This window comes from Cytobacillus stercorigallinarum (assembly GCF_014836495.1).
GTDB classification, from domain to species: domain Bacteria; phylum Bacillota; class Bacilli; order Bacillales; family Cytobacillaceae; genus Cytobacillus; species Cytobacillus stercorigallinarum.
In genome coordinates, this window is sequence record NZ_JACSQT010000006.1 from 180,557 (window position 1) to 197,864 (window position 17,308).

The 17,308-nt window shown below is 36.1% G+C and carries 17 protein-coding genes; 15 read left to right on the top strand and 2 right to left on the bottom strand.

What is annotated here, in order from left to right; all coding sequences use genetic code 11:
- Positions 1-277: 277 nt before the first annotated feature.
- Positions 278-457: a YjzC family protein gene (locus H9655_RS13600; RefSeq protein ID WP_191814877.1), complete on the top strand. Its 180-nt coding sequence runs from the start codon at positions 278-280 to the stop codon at positions 455-457.
- Positions 458-566: 109 nt separating this feature from the next.
- Entirely contained in the window at positions 567-3,161 is a 2,595-nt protein-coding gene (gene clpB / locus H9655_RS13605) for an ATP-dependent chaperone ClpB (protein ID WP_225230636.1), read from the top strand.
- Between the two features lie 87 nt (positions 3,162-3,248).
- On the opposite strand, the gene H9655_RS13610 is transcribed toward clpB, so the two are convergent.
- On the bottom strand, positions 3,249-3,440 hold the full coding sequence (locus H9655_RS13610; RefSeq protein WP_191814879.1) for a YjzD family protein: 192 nt from the start codon (positions 3,438-3,440) through the stop codon (positions 3,249-3,251).
- A gap of 221 nt (positions 3,441-3,661) precedes the next feature.
- Between H9655_RS13610 and H9655_RS13615 the strand changes: the two genes are divergently transcribed.
- The 4 genes from H9655_RS13615 to H9655_RS13630 all read left to right on the top strand — a co-directional run bounded on the left by H9655_RS13615 (position 3,662) and on the right by H9655_RS13630 (position 6,591).
- Positions 3,662-4,396 carry a lipase family protein gene (locus H9655_RS13615; protein WP_191814881.1) on the top strand — a complete coding sequence of 245 codons (735 nt, stop codon included), beginning with the start codon at positions 3,662-3,664 and terminating at the stop codon, positions 4,394-4,396.
- A gap of 144 nt (positions 4,397-4,540) precedes the next feature.
- Positions 4,541-5,302 carry a hypothetical protein gene (locus H9655_RS13620; protein WP_191814883.1) on the top strand — a complete coding sequence of 254 codons (762 nt, stop codon included), beginning with the start codon at positions 4,541-4,543 and terminating at the stop codon, positions 5,300-5,302.
- A 119-nt stretch (positions 5,303-5,421) separates the two neighbouring features.
- The gene (locus tag H9655_RS13625; protein ID WP_191814885.1) at positions 5,422-6,387 is read left to right on the top strand and encodes a BMP family ABC transporter substrate-binding protein; all 966 of its coding nucleotides are present in this window, start codon (positions 5,422-5,424) and stop codon (positions 6,385-6,387) included.
- A gap of 12 nt (positions 6,388-6,399) precedes the next feature.
- The gene (locus H9655_RS13630) at positions 6,400-6,591 is read left to right on the top strand and encodes a ComZ family protein (protein ID WP_191814887.1); all 192 of its coding nucleotides are present in this window, start codon (positions 6,400-6,402) and stop codon (positions 6,589-6,591) included.
- 28 nt (positions 6,592-6,619) lie between these two features.
- Here the strand turns inward: H9655_RS13630 and H9655_RS13635 are convergent, their stop codons facing one another.
- The gene (locus H9655_RS13635; RefSeq protein ID WP_095369814.1) at positions 6,620-6,874 is read right to left on the bottom strand and encodes a hypothetical protein; all 255 of its coding nucleotides are present in this window, start codon (positions 6,872-6,874) and stop codon (positions 6,620-6,622) included.
- Positions 6,875-7,112: 238 nt separating this feature from the next.
- On the opposite strand from H9655_RS13635, the gene H9655_RS13640 reads away from it, so the two are divergent.
- The 9 genes from H9655_RS13640 (at position 7,113) to H9655_RS13680 (ending at position 17,308) form a co-directional block, all read left to right on the top strand.
- Positions 7,113-8,045, top strand: coding sequence for a beta-ketoacyl-ACP synthase III (locus tag H9655_RS13640; RefSeq protein WP_095369813.1), 933 nt, complete (start codon positions 7,113-7,115; stop codon positions 8,043-8,045).
- Positions 8,046-8,091: 46 nt separating this feature from the next.
- A complete protein-coding gene (gene fabF / locus H9655_RS13645) occupies positions 8,092-9,330 on the top strand; it encodes a beta-ketoacyl-ACP synthase II (protein ID WP_095369812.1) in 1,239 nt (412 codons plus the stop codon).
- A 139-nt stretch (positions 9,331-9,469) separates the two neighbouring features.
- The gene (locus tag H9655_RS13650; RefSeq protein ID WP_191814889.1) at positions 9,470-10,252 is read left to right on the top strand and encodes a DUF2268 domain-containing protein; all 783 of its coding nucleotides are present in this window, start codon (positions 9,470-9,472) and stop codon (positions 10,250-10,252) included.
- Between the two features lie 258 nt (positions 10,253-10,510).
- Positions 10,511-11,545, top strand: coding sequence for an ABC transporter ATP-binding protein (locus H9655_RS13655; protein ID WP_191814890.1), 1,035 nt, complete (start codon positions 10,511-10,513; stop codon positions 11,543-11,545).
- On the top strand, positions 11,535-12,524 hold the full coding sequence (locus H9655_RS13660) for an ABC transporter ATP-binding protein (RefSeq protein ID WP_095369809.1): 990 nt from the start codon (positions 11,535-11,537) through the stop codon (positions 12,522-12,524). Before H9655_RS13655 ends, H9655_RS13660 begins: the two co-directional genes overlap by 11 nt.
- A gap of 22 nt (positions 12,525-12,546) precedes the next feature.
- Positions 12,547-14,268 carry an oligopeptide ABC transporter substrate-binding protein gene (gene opp4A / locus H9655_RS13665; RefSeq protein ID WP_191814892.1) on the top strand — a complete coding sequence of 574 codons (1,722 nt, stop codon included), beginning with the start codon at positions 12,547-12,549 and terminating at the stop codon, positions 14,266-14,268.
- A 38-nt stretch (positions 14,269-14,306) separates the two neighbouring features.
- A complete protein-coding gene (opp4B, locus tag H9655_RS13670; RefSeq protein WP_191814894.1) occupies positions 14,307-15,272 on the top strand; it encodes an oligopeptide ABC transporter permease in 966 nt (321 codons plus the stop codon).
- Between the two features lie 9 nt (positions 15,273-15,281).
- Positions 15,282-16,196 carry an oligopeptide ABC transporter permease gene (gene opp4C / locus H9655_RS13675; RefSeq protein ID WP_191814896.1) on the top strand — a complete coding sequence of 305 codons (915 nt, stop codon included), beginning with the start codon at positions 15,282-15,284 and terminating at the stop codon, positions 16,194-16,196.
- Positions 16,197-16,561: 365 nt separating this feature from the next.
- Positions 16,562-17,308, top strand: a complete 747-nt coding sequence (locus H9655_RS13680) for a YjbA family protein (RefSeq protein WP_095369805.1) — start codon at positions 16,562-16,564, stop codon at positions 17,306-17,308.

Genomic DNA, 17,308 nt, shown 5'->3' on the forward strand with positions numbered 1-17,308 from the left:
AAGCATGGATTATTCTGTTATTCGAATAATTCATGCTTTTTTCGTTAGATGAGAATTCATAAATATAACAGGATTGCGCGGTTACTCAGTGAGGAAAAAACTGAAATGAGTGCCGAGTAAAAGATTTTGCACGTCACTAAGACAAAATTCACAAAGATAAATCATAGCGAATCTCATCACAGCGAAACAACAGAAGTCATTCAATCCCTACAATTTCCTTTATGATTCCACCTTCTCTCGGAAATAATAAAAATGTAAGTTTGAAGGGGGGATTCATTTGGGACAAAATCGACAATTTCGAGCCGGGCAGAAAGCGCCCAATAATGGTAAATATATAGAAATCGGTGAGACAGGTAGTAATGTCAATAATCCGCAAATGGTACATCTTCGAGCTGGTGACCGATTTCCTGAGAACTCAAATCATAATCGGTTATGGACGTATCAAAGAAAACCGTAATAGTAAGTAAAACAGATGCCATCCCAATATGTGGATGGCTTTACATATGACAGGAAATAATTTTATAATGAATATAAAGGTCAAAAAAGGTCAGGAGCGTGACGTGTGATTGGATATTAATCAAATGACAACCTCTTTACAAGAAGGTTTAATGAATGCCAAAAGGATGGCGACAGATAAAGGACATCAAGAGGTGGATACGGTGCATCTTTTCCTTTCCTTCTTGCAAGAGGATCATCTATTTACAAATATTTTAAAACGAAGTGGTTTTACAATTGAAATTGTGAATCAATCATTGCAATATTTATTAGAAAGAAAACCTAGTGTTAGTGGAAATGGTGCGAATTTAGATTCTTTTTATCTTACTAATGATTTAAGAAAATCCTTGTCTAAAGCTGATGAATTAAGACGGCAATGGCAGGACGATTATATATCCATTGAACATATACTATGGGCAGTGATTCTTTCAGAGACGAATATCACTCATCTCTTTTCAGCAAAAAAGAAAGAAATCAAACAATCGATTGAAGAAATCAGGGGGAATCAAAAGGTGACATCACAAAACCCAGAAGGCATATATGAAGTACTAAATAAATATGGTAGAGATTTAGTGGAAGAAGTGAAAGCAGGTAAATTAGACCCTGTCATTGGCCGAGATCAAGAAATACGTAATGTCATACGCATTCTTTCAAGAAAAACGAAAAATAACCCTGTCCTCATCGGTGAGCCAGGTGTTGGTAAAACAGCAATTGTTGAAGGATTAGCACAAAGAATTGTTAGAAAGGATGTACCAGAGGGACTGAAAGATAAAACAATCTTCTCTTTAGATATGAGTGCGTTAATTGCTGGCGCTAAATTTCGTGGTGAATTTGAGGAACGCTTGAAAGCAGTGTTAGCAGAGATTAAAAAGAGTGATGGTCGTATTCTTCTGTTTATAGATGAAATACATACAATCGTTGGGGCTGGTAAAACAGAAGGTGCGATGGACGCTGGTAATATGTTAAAGCCGATGCTTGCTCGAGGTGAGTTACATTGTATTGGTGCAACAACATTGGATGAGCATAGAAAGTATATTGAGAAGGATCCTGCATTAGAGAGAAGGTTTCAACAAGTATTAGTAAAAGAACCCGATGTAGAAGACTCCATCTCTATTTTAAGAGGTTTAAAAGAGCGATTTGAAATTCATCATGGGGTCAATATCCATGACAGGGCTATTGTTGCCGCAGCTACTTTAGCTGATCGTTATATTACCGATCGTTTTTTACCAGATAAAGCAATTGACTTAATTGATGAGGCATGTGCAATGATCCGGACAGAAATTGATTCTATGCCAACGGAACTGGATGAAGTAACGAGAAAAGTAATGCTGCTTGAAATTGAAGAAGCCGCTTTGCTAAAAGAGTCTGATGAAATCAGTCAAAGTAGGTTAGAGAAACTAAGAGAAGAACTGACTAACTATAAGGAACAAGCGAAAGAAATGAGGGCGAGATGGCTAACAGAAAAAGCTGCGATACAATCGATTCAATCAAAACGAGAGCAGTTAGAATTATTGAAAAGAGAGTTAGAGGAAGCTGAGAATAAGTATGACCTTAATAAGGCAGCAGAGTTAAGGCATGGGAAAATCCCCGCATGTGAAAAGGAGTTACAACAATTAGAAGAAGAGGCAAATAATAAAGAGAATGATAACCGTTTATTGCGTGAAGAGGTAACCGAAGAGGAAATTTCAGATATTGTATCGAGGTGGACTGGTATACCTGTCTCAAAATTAGTTGAAGGTGAACGGGAAAAGTTATTGCGATTAGAATCGATTCTACAAAAAAGAGTCATCGGCCAAAATGATGCAGTCACACTTGTCTCCGATGCCGTATTAAGAGCAAGAGCAGGCATAAAAGACCCGAAGCGGCCTATTGGTTCTTTTATTTTCTTAGGTCCTACAGGGGTTGGGAAAACAGAGCTAGCAAAGGCTTTAGCGGAATCTTTATTTGATAGCGAAGAACATATCATTAGAATAGATATGTCGGAGTATATGGAAAAACATGCGGTATCAAGGCTAGTTGGTGCCCCTCCAGGTTATGTTGGCTATGAAGAAGGTGGACAATTAACAGAAGCAGTACGTAGGAATCCCTATGCGGTCATATTACTAGATGAAATTGAGAAAGCACATCCTGAAGTGTTCAACATCCTATTACAAATGTTAGATGATGGAAGGATTACCGATTCTCAAGGTCGAACCGTTGATTTTAAAAATACAGTCATCATTATGACATCAAATATAGGGTCTCATCTATTGCTTGAACTCGCTGAAGCGAAAGAGGATAATTATATAATAGAAGAAACTCGGAATAAAGTATTAGATATGTTACGTTCGCATTTCCGGCCAGAGTTTTTAAATAGAGTAGACGAGGTTATTTTATTTCATCCATTAGGTAAAGAAGAGATGAAAGGAATTGTTGAAAAGCTCATCCATGAGCTTCAACAAAGGTTAACCCACCAACAAATTAGCTTAACGATAGATGATAAGGCAAAGGCTTATATTGCAGAAACAGCTTTTGATCCCATATACGGTGCAAGGCCATTGAAGCGTTATATGCAAAAAGAAATAGAAACAGCATTAGCAAAAGAAATGATCGCGGGGAATATCCAAGAGAAATCACATGTCACTATCTCTAGTGATCAAACACAACTAATCATAAAACATTCATGAACTAGTTCAAACTAGCATAAACTGGATATATTAGCGAAAGTAAAAAAAACAAAAGTCATCCATATTGGATGACTTTTGTTGCCATTCTTAATGTAATCCTTCTTTTTCTTCTGGTGCTGCAGGAATCACAGCAGCAAGAATGTAAAGTAAAATACTTACTACAACCGAAAGGACGGTTGCCGTTTGTAAATCATAACTTACACCATTCATGTTGCTTACTACATAAGTAACCATATTCATAAGTAAGAATGTCCAAATGAACGTCCAAATGTATTGCATTTTTACTCACCTCATACGTATGTCAGTCTATTTAATAGTATCATACAATGGTTGGATTATAAACGTGATTCACTGATTTTTTTCAAAGGATTATGTCTAAAATGTGAATAACAGATGGAATCAAGCGTTTGAACTAATTCATTAAAAGCTAGGCAAATATCCTATTCAAATCACCTGTACAATCATACATTAGTATGAACAATAGTAAAGGGGTTAATAAAATGGATAGCCGAAACTTTCAATTGCATACAGAATGGAATATGATTCATTACCCAGAAAAGCCAAGTGGTTTCGGTATTCTTATCATTGGGGATGAACGCCATTTTGTTGATGAGAAACAAAGCTTTTGGACACAAAATGAAGGAAAATCATCTCTCATATCAGCATTAAGAAGAGATGGTTATACTATCTTTTATTCAAATCTATATGGACGAAATTGGGGAAGTCGTAAAGCCATTGAGATGGCAAAAAGATTGTATGCCCATACGATAAGACATGAAATTATTAATGAAAGAATCCATATTATCGCTGAAGGTATGGGCGCACTTGTCGCAAGTGCATTAATGAATGAAATGAATGAGAATATACGTTCAATGACTTTTATCAATCCCATCTTTTCATTAAAAACACATTTGGAACAAGAAAAAGAACATAAATTTTTCTATAAAAAATTAAAGAAAGAAGTAGAAGCTGCACTTGTGAGTAATATTAAAGAGATCGATGAATCCATCGCAATAAATGAAGAACAATTTCTTCAAGTAGACCTCCCAGTAAAGATTATTCATATCCTCTCAAGTAGTCGTGCATATAAACAATCTCATCATTTAAAAGAATTATCAGTGAAATGGTCTGAAAACAATCAACAAGTCTCAATCAATTATTTATTACCAGAGAAAAGGCATAGTTTAAGTAACCATATCATACGATTTCTTAACGAAAATGAGGCGATATTATAAGTCTGAGGAAAATGTCCCTCAGGCCATTTTTTTGAGAAATTAAACTCGCTAATTTGATTAGTCATATTTGCGTGAGTGATTTCGATGATATCTATCGATTATTTCGCATAGTATACAATAAAACAAACGACTGGAGGCTGGGGTATGAAGCAAGCAGTTGTGATTGATGGTTATAGTTTCGTAGGGTTTGGCGCTTGTAAAGGGTTGTTAGAAGAAGGGGAAGAGGTTTTACTGTTCAATTCATTAAAGGCTGATGATGGGCCAGAAAAACAATTATCCATTGGGAGAAACGCGAACTTAACCGAAGTGGATATGAATAGTTTACAAACTTTGCTCGAAGAAGAAGCCACTGTTTTTATTGATGGTTACAGTTTATATATTAAAGATATAAATCTGGAGCAGTTTTTAGTTCCATTGTTAGATATCATCTCTTTTGAAAAGAGAAAATGTGTGATTATTTTACCCATCCAATGGCTGTATTCAAGTGAATCAAAAAAATGGGTACAAAAGACATTTTCTCATGCTCATATCTATTACTTGCCAACCGTTTATGGCCCGTTTCAACCAGAAGAAATGCTTTTTCAACAAAAACTGATGCATCCTAGTTTGAAGAAAAGTATAAGTGAAAAGGAATGGCGGAACGATGCTGTTTATATTGACGAAGCCATCACCTGTTTACTGCATGATTTTTCAGCAAGCAAAAAGAGTGGTGAAAAAATAATTAACTCTGGGATTGAAAACCATTGGCAACAATGTGCAGATTACTTACAAATTAATCTTGAAAGTCATACGGTGGACGATGATGTCAGTTGCCTAGAAGAACATGAAACCATTTATATTAAAAACCATCTATCGGTGGAAAAAGGGCTTCGTCAACAGAAAAGACATGTAGATATTCTCCTATAATATAAAAGTACTTTCATCGGAAAAACCTTTTCAATCACTAAGATAAAAGGTTAGAATGATGTTAGTTGGTCTTTTCGAAAGAAAAAATCAACTAACATAAAGGGGCGAAAGATATAGAAATGAAGAAAGCTTTAATTATGTGGGGGAGTTTAGTCCTGTGTCTTTTCTTATTAACGTCATGTGGACAGGTATTTTCTGGGGGTCAGCTGCAAAAGGCTGGCTTATTAGTGCCGGATACCATTAATGATCAAGTGTGGGGTACGAAAGGGTATAAAGGCCTACTCAAGATACAGTCTACTTATGATATTGATGTGTATTATAAAGAAGGAATGAACTCACAACTCGTTGTCGAAAGAGCGGTAAAGGAATTTTCAAAAAAAGGGGTCAATTTAATTTTTGGACATGGAAATGAATATGCAGAGTACTTTAATCAAATATCAGCACAATATCCAGACATTCAGTTTATAAGCTTTAACGGGGACGCACAAAATGAAAATACGACAAGTTTAAATTTTGAAGGATATGCAATGGGCTTTTTCGGAGGTATGGTGGCTGGTGAGATGACATCTACTAATATTGTTGGTATTATTGCGGCATTTGAATGGCAGCCAGAAGTAAAAGGTTTTATTGATGGTGTGAACTTTCAAAATGATGAAGCAAATGTTAAAATACATTATGTTGAAAATTGGGATGATGCCCATAAGGCTGCGGGGTTAATGGACAAGTTGGTCATAGAAAAAGCAGATGTCGTTTATCCAGCAGGTGATGGATATAATGTCCCTGTCATTGAAAAAGTAAAAGAGCATGGTTTATATGCCATTGGTTATGTTTCTGACCAATCCCATTTAGGAAAATCAGCAGTATTAACAAGTACAATTCAATATGTTGACCATTTGTATGAAATAGTAGCAGAACAATTTCATAATGGAGAACTGCAGTCTGGGAACCTTTCTTTTGACTTTCAAGATGATGTCATTTCATTAGGTGCGTATAGTCCAGAATTATCTCCAACCTTTATTCAACAATTAAATGCAGCAGTAAAAAAATATAAAGAAACAGGTAATTTACCGAAAGAACCATCATAGGAGGATCACAGAATGTCAAATGATAAAACAATGGAATTTATGCAAATCGCGATGAAATATCTACCTGAAGCAAAAGCGGAACTAGAAAAGTCAGGTGTAAATTTATCAATGGAAATGATTCAACCGTTTATGACGATGTTTACACAAGTGATGAATGAAGCTTATGAATTAGGGAAAGCAGATGCACAAAAAGAGCATGAATAAGAAAAAAGCTAGCGGCGTGGGATCGCCGTTAGCTTTTTTTATTCATAAAGACTTCAACGATTGGAGCAGCATGTTTTAAAAGTGGTTTTAATTCCTCTGCAGAATCCATTAATTGAGACATATTGACCATTAATTCCCCTAAATCTAATTGTTCGATTGTATTCAAAATAGAAGGTGATTTTTCCTCCTCCTGCTGATGTTTTCTTCCGAGAATCCAATCTTCACTTTGACGAGCATCTCTATTACCAAACATAAATTGATTAAAAAACGGTTCTTCACTCATATAAGCAATCCTCCTTTTGATCTTCTATTGTATAGGTTATTCCTTATAATATATGGGTGAATAAAAGAAAAGGTTGGACGAAAATAATAATTATGAAGAAAAATATTGAAACTATACCTGCTTATTTGATAAAATTAGTACCAAGTACTAATAATTGATATTAAATTTTATTTCTCGTAAACAAAAAGGTTGAATTTCTTATAACGACAAAGTGGAAAAGAAAAAGGGAGTGGGAAAGATGAATGCTGGAATTGTTGGCTTAGGTAGATACTTGCCCGAAAAAATAGTAACGAATGCTGATTTAGAAAAAATAATGGATACTTCAGATGAATGGATCCGCACGAGAACAGGTATCGAACAAAGGCGGATTGCCGATGACGATACAGATACTTCTGATATGGCATTCGCTGCTGCAAAAAAAGCATTACAGGATGCAGACTTGTCTCCTGAAGATATCGATTTAATTATTGTCTCAACTGTCACACCAGATCAGCCATTTCCAAGTGTTGCTTGTTTATTGCAGGAAAAGTTAGGGGCAAAGAAAGCAGCAGCTATGGATGTAAGTGCAGCTTGTGCTGGTTTTATGTACGGTGTGATTACAGCGAAACAATTTATTGAAACGAAAACGTACCAGAATGTACTAGTGGTAGGCGTTGAAAAGCTGTCTAAAGTAACCGATTGGTCTGATCGTAATACAGCTGTCCTTTTTGGAGATGGTGCGGGTGCTGCTGTCATTGCCCCTGTATCTGAAGGAAGAGGCATTTTATCATTTGAACTAGGAGCAGATGGGAGTGGAGCGAAGCATCTCTATCAAGATAAGTACATTGTGATGAATGGTAGAGAAGTTTATAAGTTTGCTGTTAGACAAATGGGTGAAAGTTGTATTAATGTATTAGAAAAAGCAGGTTTAACAAAAGAGGATGTAGATTTTCTTATCCCTCATCAAGCAAATATTCGTATTATGGAAGCTTCTAGACAACGTTTAGAGTTACCAATTGAAAAAATGTCAAAAACAATTGATAAATATGGTAATACATCAGCTTCTTCTATACCAATTGCTATGATTGAGGAGATAGAAGCTGGGAAAATTAAAGATGATGATATTATCGTAATGGTCGGATTTGGTGGCGGATTAACATGGGGAGCCATCGCTTTAAAATGGGGAAAATAAGTATAAATATAATAGGTTTTATTGATATAAAAGGAGTGACATAATAGTGGAAAAAAAACGTGTCGTTGTAACAGGACTTGGAGCAGTAACACCGGTTGGAAATAATGTAGAACAGTCGTGGAGTAATATTAAAGCTGGAAAATCTGGAGTAGGACCGCTAACAAGATTAAATGCTGATGAATATCCTGCTAAAGTAGCTGCGGAAGTGAAGGATTTTGATATTCATGAGTATTTAGAGAAGAAAGATGCAAGAAAGATGGATCGCTTTACTCATTATGCAGTGGCTTCTTCCATCATGGCAGTGAAAGATGCTAATTTGACGATAAATGATGAAAACGCGCATCGTGTTGGCGTTTGGGTAGGATCAGGAATCGGTGGAATGGAAACATTCGAGAATCAATTTGAAACCTTTTTAAACAGAGGCTACCGCCGAGTGAGTCCATTCTTTGTACCAATGATGATACCGGATATGGCTGCAGGGCAAGTATCAATCACATTAGGTGCAAAGGGAGTGAATTCTTGTACAGTAACCGCTTGTGCAACTGGAACGAATTCAATCGGTGATGCTTTTAAAGTCATTCAGCGTGGTGATGCTGATGTCATGGTAACAGGAGGAGCAGAAGCACCAATTACGAGAATGTCTGTTGCAGGATTCTGTGCTAACACAGCGCTATCTACCAATCCAGATCCAGCTACAGCAAGTCGTCCATTTGATAAAGATAGAGATGGATTTGTTATCGGAGAAGGTGCAGGTATTCTCATTCTTGAAGAATTAGAACATGCACTAGCTCGCGGTGCCAATATTTATGCTGAAATTGTTGGGTATGGTTCTACTGGAGATGCCTATCATATTACCGCACCTGCACCAGAGGGGGAAGGCGGTGCGCGTGCAATGAAAATGGCACTTGACGATGCGGGACTCACTCCTGAACAAATCGATTATATTAATGCTCATGGTACGAGCACAGATTATAACGATAAATATGAAACTGTTGCAGTGAAAAGTGTTTTTGGTGAACATGCTTATCATTTAGCCATTAGTTCAACCAAATCTATGACAGGTCACCTTCTAGGTGCTGCCGGAGGCGTTGAGGCGATTTTCTCTATCTTAGCGTTAAGAGATAGTACGTTGCCACCAACGATTAATTACAATACAAAAGATCCAGATTGTGACTTAGATTATGTACCTAATGTATCAAGAGAAAAAACTATTGGAGCTGTTATGAGTAACTCATTAGGCTTTGGTGGTCATAACGCAACAATCGTCTTCAAAAAATATCAATAATAAAATGAAACACGGATAAGTTCTGCTTTGTTACATGGCGGAATTTGTCCGTGTTTTTTATATTTTTATGGTTTTCTTTTGAACCGATTATTTGTCTCTTCCATAAAATAAACAACAACATTTGATGGGAGAGAAACATATGCCGGTAATTAGAACAGATGAATGGTTAAATCAGCATTTTACTGATCCAGAAAAGTTAATTGAACCATTGTTAGATTCATTCCATGAAAACGAGCCACAAAGGTTATACCAATTCTTATCCTCCTTTGGCATGTATTCACCAAATAGAAGGAATAAAGAACAATTCAAACAGTTAAAAGAAAATAGAACATGGGAAAAGGTTGAATTGTTATTAAATAAGTATAGAAAAAACTGGAAAGGGCCAGATGTCCCAATTTACTTATTTCCAATTGCACAAGGCGGATTATTCTTTAGAACATCTTATGTGAAGTCTGGCTTGTCATTCCCTGACAAGATGTTTTTATTTCTCGCTCCATTAGAAGATGAGAAAGAGTTAGAAGCATTATTTGTTCATGAATACCATCATATCTGCAGAATGAAGAGATTAAAAAAAGAAATGGCTGAGTATACACTATTGGATAGCATAGTATTAGAAGGATTAGCAGAATGGGCAGTGGAGAAGAGTTGTGGAAAATCGTATCGTTCAAAGTGGTGCACAGAACATGATAGAGAAAGAATACGATACTATTGGCATAAATATGTAAAAAACAATATAGACATAAAGAGAGACAATGAATTACATGACCAAATTCTATTCGGTGAGGGGAAATATCCAAAAATGCTTGGCTATTCCATTGGCTATGAAATTGTCTCAATGTATGACAATGAAAAGAAAATCAAGCTTAAAGAAAGCATGGTTATTCCTTCGAAGTTATTTTTGCCTCAGTGGGAAAAAGAATAGAGTAGGTGAGAAAACATGTAAAGGAAATAAGGAAATTGTCAAAGTAAGTAAAATAGTATTTTTTCCTTATATTAACATACAAGTAACAGGATGTAAGAACTATTTCATGACCACTCCATACTATTTATAATATTATCAAAAGATAGATTTTTGAAAAAATTCCTTGTATTCGTAATCTATTTGTAATAATATACAGATAATTAATCCTAGTACTAAATATTTTACAATACTGTAAGATATTACGATTGAGGTGTTGAAATGGTAGGAAAAGAAGATAGTCCTAGCTTGGACACAATTTTACAAGTAAAAGAATTAAAAGCAGGTTTTGATATAGACGGAAAGGTCTATCACGCAGTAGATAATGTATCTTTTGACGTAAAGAAAAAACAAATTCTTGGTGTCGTGGGAGAATCAGGCTGTGGAAAGAGTGTCATGTCTATGTCCATTATGCAGTTATTACCGAAGGAAACAGGAAAAGTCACTGGTGGTGAAATTGTTTTTGAAGGTAAGAATATTGAGAATTACTCCATTAATCAAATGAATACCATCCGAGGTAATGATATCTCAATGATTTTCCAAGAACCAATGACGGCACTTAACCCTGTATTCACAATTGGTTTTCAATTACAGGAGATTCTCTTTAATCATCAGAAGATTTCGAAAAAGGATGCGCGAGAAAAAAGCATCCATCTTTTAAGACAAGTAGGCATATCAAGGCCAGAGAATATCGTTGATGAATATCCCCATCAACTTTCAGGGGGAATGAGGCAACGGGTAATGATTGCTATTGCGATTGCCTGCCAACCAAAGTTACTTATAGCTGATGAGCCAACGACTGCATTAGATGTGACAGTACAAGCCCAAATACTAGATTTATTAAGGGAAATTCAATCAATCAATAATATGGCAATAATTCTTATTACCCATGATCTTGGGGTCGTTGCTGAAATGTGTGACGATGTAATTGTTATGTATGCTGGGAAAATTGTTGAAAGAACAAATGTAGATGCACTTTTTCATAACCCTAAACACCCTTATACACAGTTATTATTACAATCGATCCCTAAATTGGATGAAGAAGAGAAAGAATTAGGGTCGATTGACGGCTTAGTACCATCCCTTAAAGATATGCCAGAAGTTGGTTGTAGATTTGCTGATCGTTGTCCAAAAAGAATGCCTGAATGTACTGAAATCACACCTTTATTAGGTTTTGTTGAAAATGGACATGAGGCTGCCTGTCTTTTATATGAGAACAGCTATCAGACTAATGGGAGGAATACATATGTCAAATAACACAGCTGAGAAGCGAGAAGTGTTATTAGAAGTAGAAGATTTAAAAACATATTTCCCGATTAAAGCAGGTTTTTTTCAAAGAACGGTAGGACATGTCAAAGCTGTAGACGGAGTTAGTTTTCAAATACATAATGGCGAAACATTTGGACTTGTTGGAGAATCGGGTTGCGGCAAATCAACGACAGGTCGAACGCTTTTAAAACTTATGAATCCAACAGATGGAAAAATTATTTTTGATGGACAAGATATTTCAAGTTTGAAAGGAAAAACTTTAAGAGCAATTCGCAAAGATTTTCAAATGGTTTTCCAAGATCCATACGCCTCACTTAATCCAATGCAAATGGTTGGGGACATCGTCTCAGAACCGCTCGTTAATTTTAGAGGGAAATCAGTGAAAGAATTAAAAGAAGAAGTCATGGATCTCCTTAATAAGGTCGGACTTCCGTCAGATGCTTATTATAAATATGCTCATGAATTCTCTGGTGGTCAAAGGCAAAGGATTGGTATTGCGCGAGCATTAGCACTACGTCCAAAGCTAATTATTGCGGATGAACCTGTATCAGCACTTGATGTATCTGTACAGTCCCAAGTATTGAATCTCTTAAAGGAACTGCAAAATGAATTTCAATTAACATTTTTATTTATTGCACATGATTTGAGTGTTGTTAAGCATATGAGTGATCGAATTGCTGTGATGTATTTAGGTGGAATTGTTGAAGTAACTGATAAGAATAGTATTTTTGCAGAACCACTTCACCCATACACACAAGCTTTGATTTCGGCCATACCTGAGCCGGATCCGAGAAAGAAGAAACAGAGAATTATCTTAGAAGGTGATGTACCAAGTCCGGCCAATCCTCCAACGGGTTGCCCGTTTCATCCACGCTGTTCACATGCCATGAAAGAGTGCATGGAAGTGAAACCGACTTTAAAGGAGGTGAAGGCTGGTCATAACGTAGCTTGTCATTTATATAACTAAAAAATCATTTAGGGGGAGAACAATGAAAAAGAAATCTTTTTGGTTAATTTCGTTATTACTCGTATTCTCTATGTTTCTAGCAGCTTGTAATAGCGGGAACGAAACGAGTGGGAATGAAAAAGATGGAGATAAAGAAGAAGCTAACACTGGTGAACCGGTTGAGGGTGGAAAAGTCACGTTAGCGGTAACAACTGCGCCTGAAGGGGTATTTGAAGCGGCTTACTACCGTAGTGCAGTTGATGCACAAATTTTAGAATTTACCGGGGATGAAATTTATCAAGTAAATGATGACCTTGAGTATGAACCAGATCTTGCTACATGGGAAATTAGTGAGGATAAGTTAACATACACTTTCAAATTTAAAGAAGGTGTAAAATGGCATAATGGTGAAGAATTGACAGTAGAAGACTGGCAATTCGCATTAGAAACAATGGCTGATCCAGATTATGATGGCGAGCGTTTTAATTATGTAGAAGGCATTAAAGGCGCAAAAGCGAAAAAAGATGGGAAAGCAGACTCAATTGAAGGCATTAAAGTGATTGATGACTATACAATCGCAATTACATTTGAAGAAATGAAGCTAAACAACCTTGAGAATTTATGGTCCCATCCAATGCCTAAGAAGCATTTTGAAGGTATAGCTGTAGCTGATTTAGGTGAATCAGAGCAAGTAAGAACAAATCCAGTAGGTCTTGGACCATTTAAAGTAAAAAGTGTGAAACCAGGTGAGTACGTAGAGTTAGAGAAATTCGCAGATTACTATAAAGGCGAACCAAAGTTAGATAGTGTCGTAGTAAAAGTGATTGATGCTTCCGTAGCAAATGGAGCGCTTCAAAACGGCGAAGTAGATATTATGGAAGTGATTCCGAACCAAGTGGAAGAACTCGAAAAAATGAATCATATCACTGTTGAAGAGACAACAGGTGTTGGTTATTCATACATTGGTTTAAGATTTGGTCATCGAGATCAAGAAGCACGTACGAATAAAGATGATATTGATAAGTTTAAAAACAAAGATCTTCGCCATGCTCTTTTATATGCAATTGACCGTCAAGCAATGATTGATGCATTCTTGTCTGGTAAAGGTAAAGTATTTAATACGGTTATTCCATCCACTTTCTGGATAGCAGCAGACGAATCTGAGTTAACTCAATATGAGTATAATCCAGAAAAAGCAAAAGAATTACTAGCAGGAGCGGGCTATAAAGATGTAGACGGAGATGGGTTCGTGGAAGATCCAGATGGAGAACCGTTCTCAATTTCTTTTGGGCATTATGCAGGAAATGCTACATTTGAAGGCCGTTCTCAAGCGATCATTCAATCTTGGAATGATATTGGTGTGAAAACAGAGTTAGCGACAGGGTCATTAATCGAATTTAACCTATATAACGATATGAAAACAGAAGATGATGAAGCATTAGAAGCATTCTTTGGCTCATGGAGCACTGGTTCTGACCCAGATCCATCAGGATTATGGGCAAATAATGCCGAATGGAACTTTGGTCGTTGGGTAAATGAAGAAAATGATAAATTATTAAACGAGGCTTTAAGTGAAAAAGCGTTTGATAAGGACTATCGTAAAGAAGTGTATGTAGAGTGGCAAAAACTATTCAATGAAGAAATACCAGCTATTCCATTATGGGAAAACTTAGATTTATACGGTATTAATAAACGCTTACAAGGTGTTCATATTAATGCGGTTGGATTCCAAACTAACACTCATGAATGGTATGTTACAGAATAAGCGTCACGCGAACTTTTAATTGATAAGGAGAATGGAACATGCTGCAATATTCACTTCGCAGAATATTAGGTATGATACCGTTGTTATTCCTTACTTCCATTGTGGTTTTTACCCTGGCAAAGTTTATGCCAGGGGACCCTTTTGGGGGTGAAATTGACCCATCAAATACAAATCCAGAATATATTGAAGAAATGAGAGAAAAACTGGGATACAATGACCCTATTCATATTCAATATATCAGATGGGTAACAAATTTCGTACAAGGAGACTTCGGACACTCGACAGCACATAAAATACCTGTCTTTGATTTAATTGTTGACCGTTTACCGAATACGATATTTTTGGCGATTGTATCACTGATAATTACATATATTTTTGCTTTTGCTATGGGGATGTACTCCGGTAGAAGGCCATACACATGGGGAGATAATCTAATTGCAGGTTACAACTATGTAGGACTAGCTATTCCTTCATTTGTTGCCGGAATCATAGCTATTTACTTTTTCTCCTTTCAATTAGGATGGTTTCCATTTGCAGGATCCGTTGAAGTTGGACTACAACCTGGTACTTGGGACTATTATATAAGTAGAATGCATCATGTACTCCTACCAGCCTTAATTCTTGGTCTCATGGGGACAGCTTCGTATACGCAGTTTTTACGAAATGATGTAATAGAAAACAGCCGTAAAGACTTTGTACGTACTGCTCGAGCAAAAGGCACAAGTGAATCCGCTATTTATAATAAACATATTTTACGGAATTCGATGATCCCATTAATCACTTTTTTAGGTTTTGATATTGCGACATTAATAGGTGGAGCGGTCATCACTGAAACAATTTTTACTTATCCAGGTATAGGTTTATTGTTTTTGGAATCAGTCGATAGACGAGATTATGCTGTATTAATGACGATTACCATGCTGCTTTCATTTTTAACGTTATTAGGTAACTTAATTGCGGATTTACTGTACGGCATTGTTGATCCGAGAATTAGGTTAGGATAGGGGGCAAATATGGTGAAAGCATCTTTAAATACAGACGGTCAAGTTTTAATAAAAAACAAGCAAAAGCAGTTCTCTCCTTGGAAATTAGCGCGGAAAAAATTTCTCAAGAATAAAATTGCAATGACTAGCTTATTTGTTTTCGTCTCATTTGTGCTGATTGCGGTTTTCGGCCCATTATTTACGACACATGATATAACACGAATCAATTTCATGTCGATGAATTTGCCACCTTCTGCGGAGCATTGGTTCGGAACAGATACGAATGGTAGAGATATCTTTACACGTATGGTATATGGAGCGAGAACATCACTTTTAATTGGTTTATCATGTATGACATTTATTATTGTTATCGGAACGATAGTCGGCGCAATTGCTGGATACAATGGTGGAAAGATTGATCAAATATTTATGAGGATAACTGACTTTGTACTAAACTTTCCATTTCTAGTCTTTGTAATTGTTCTTAATACAATCTTAGTGGGGAAAGTCTCTGGCGTTTGGACGCTGATATTAGTTATCAGTTTATTAAGCTGGGGTGGGGTTGCCCGGATCGTTCGCAGCCGATTTTTATCAGAAAAGGAAAATGAATATGTTTTAGCAGCGAAATCAATTGGAACAAGACCTATCAAGATTATTGGAAAGCATATCTTACCTAATGTAGCGTCGACAATCATTGTTCAAGCAACTTTAATGTTGGCAGTTACTATTGTGGCAGAAGCAGGTTTAAGTTTTTTAGGGTCTGGTGTCCCAGCTAATATACCAAGTTGGGGTAACATGCTTTTTGAAGCGCGTGATTCTGACGTATTAAGGAATAAAACTTGGATTTGGGTACCGCCCGCTGCAGCTATTACAATCACAATACTAGCAATTAATTTCATTGGAGAGGGCATTAAAGACGCTCTAAATCCTAAGTCTAGAAGGTAAAGGCTTAGCAGGTAAGTCTGAAAAAGAATGCAATTGACCTTTTAAGGTAATTGCATTCTTTTTTTTGGGGGGAAAATCGATCATGTGATTCGTAATGAGTGTAAAGTTTATGGAATTTAGCTATTAACTATTTATTCTAAATTATATTAATATTTATCTTAATGAATAATAAATGAATATTATAACAATTACTTCCATTTAAAATACACTTTATATAGATTGAATAATTCTATATAAAGTACAAATTGCATTTTTGAATGAGATAGAAAAGAATAATAATGGATTAGATTGTAAAAGAAAGGAATAAAATCAGTGTTGTTTGCCCATACTTATTGACAAATAATCATGCGAGTGGGGGTTAGGAAATGTTATATCTTCATGATGTTTGGGTGAACTGGTTTGAAGGGGAAGAGAATGGTTACAATGTTTGTCAATTTCATGAATGGCGAAAAGATGATGCAGTTGAATTATTGGATCAAGTACCGCTACTAAGAATTACACCAGCACTATTTCATTATATTGAAAATGATCTATCTGAATTACCACAACAACTATTGAATGATGTGTATCAAAAAGCGTATTTAAGAAAAAATCATGAAAGAGTGCAATTGGATTATTGTTTTGTCATTACTGATGGGACAAGCATTATGGCCGTTGATACAATAGGGTATCATATTCCAATTCGAAAGAGTAGATTGATACCAAGACAAGAACAACTTACATATGAAATGATTTCTAATCACGATGAAATGGAATATACTTTTGAACAAAAGCCGAGTCTAAAAAGTTTTCACATTCTTTCTCCAGATCCAGAATTAATGAAAGGCCTGACAAGGAAGGAAAGGCAGCTCAAACAATTAATGTTTATGGCACTAGATCAACTTCATAGTTCAGAAAATGAAGCGGAAATTCGCTATTGGTTTACAGAATGGATGCCTGAAGAGTATAAAAGTATTCAATCAATGGGTTTCCATGATGCATGGATGAATTTATATGAAGACAGTAAGATAGGTTGGTCTAAGAAACATGAAAGATTTTGTGAGAATATCATTAAAGGACAACCTTTTTTTGAAAAGTTATGGGAAATGGAAAATGGTTCAAAGGTAAATTAA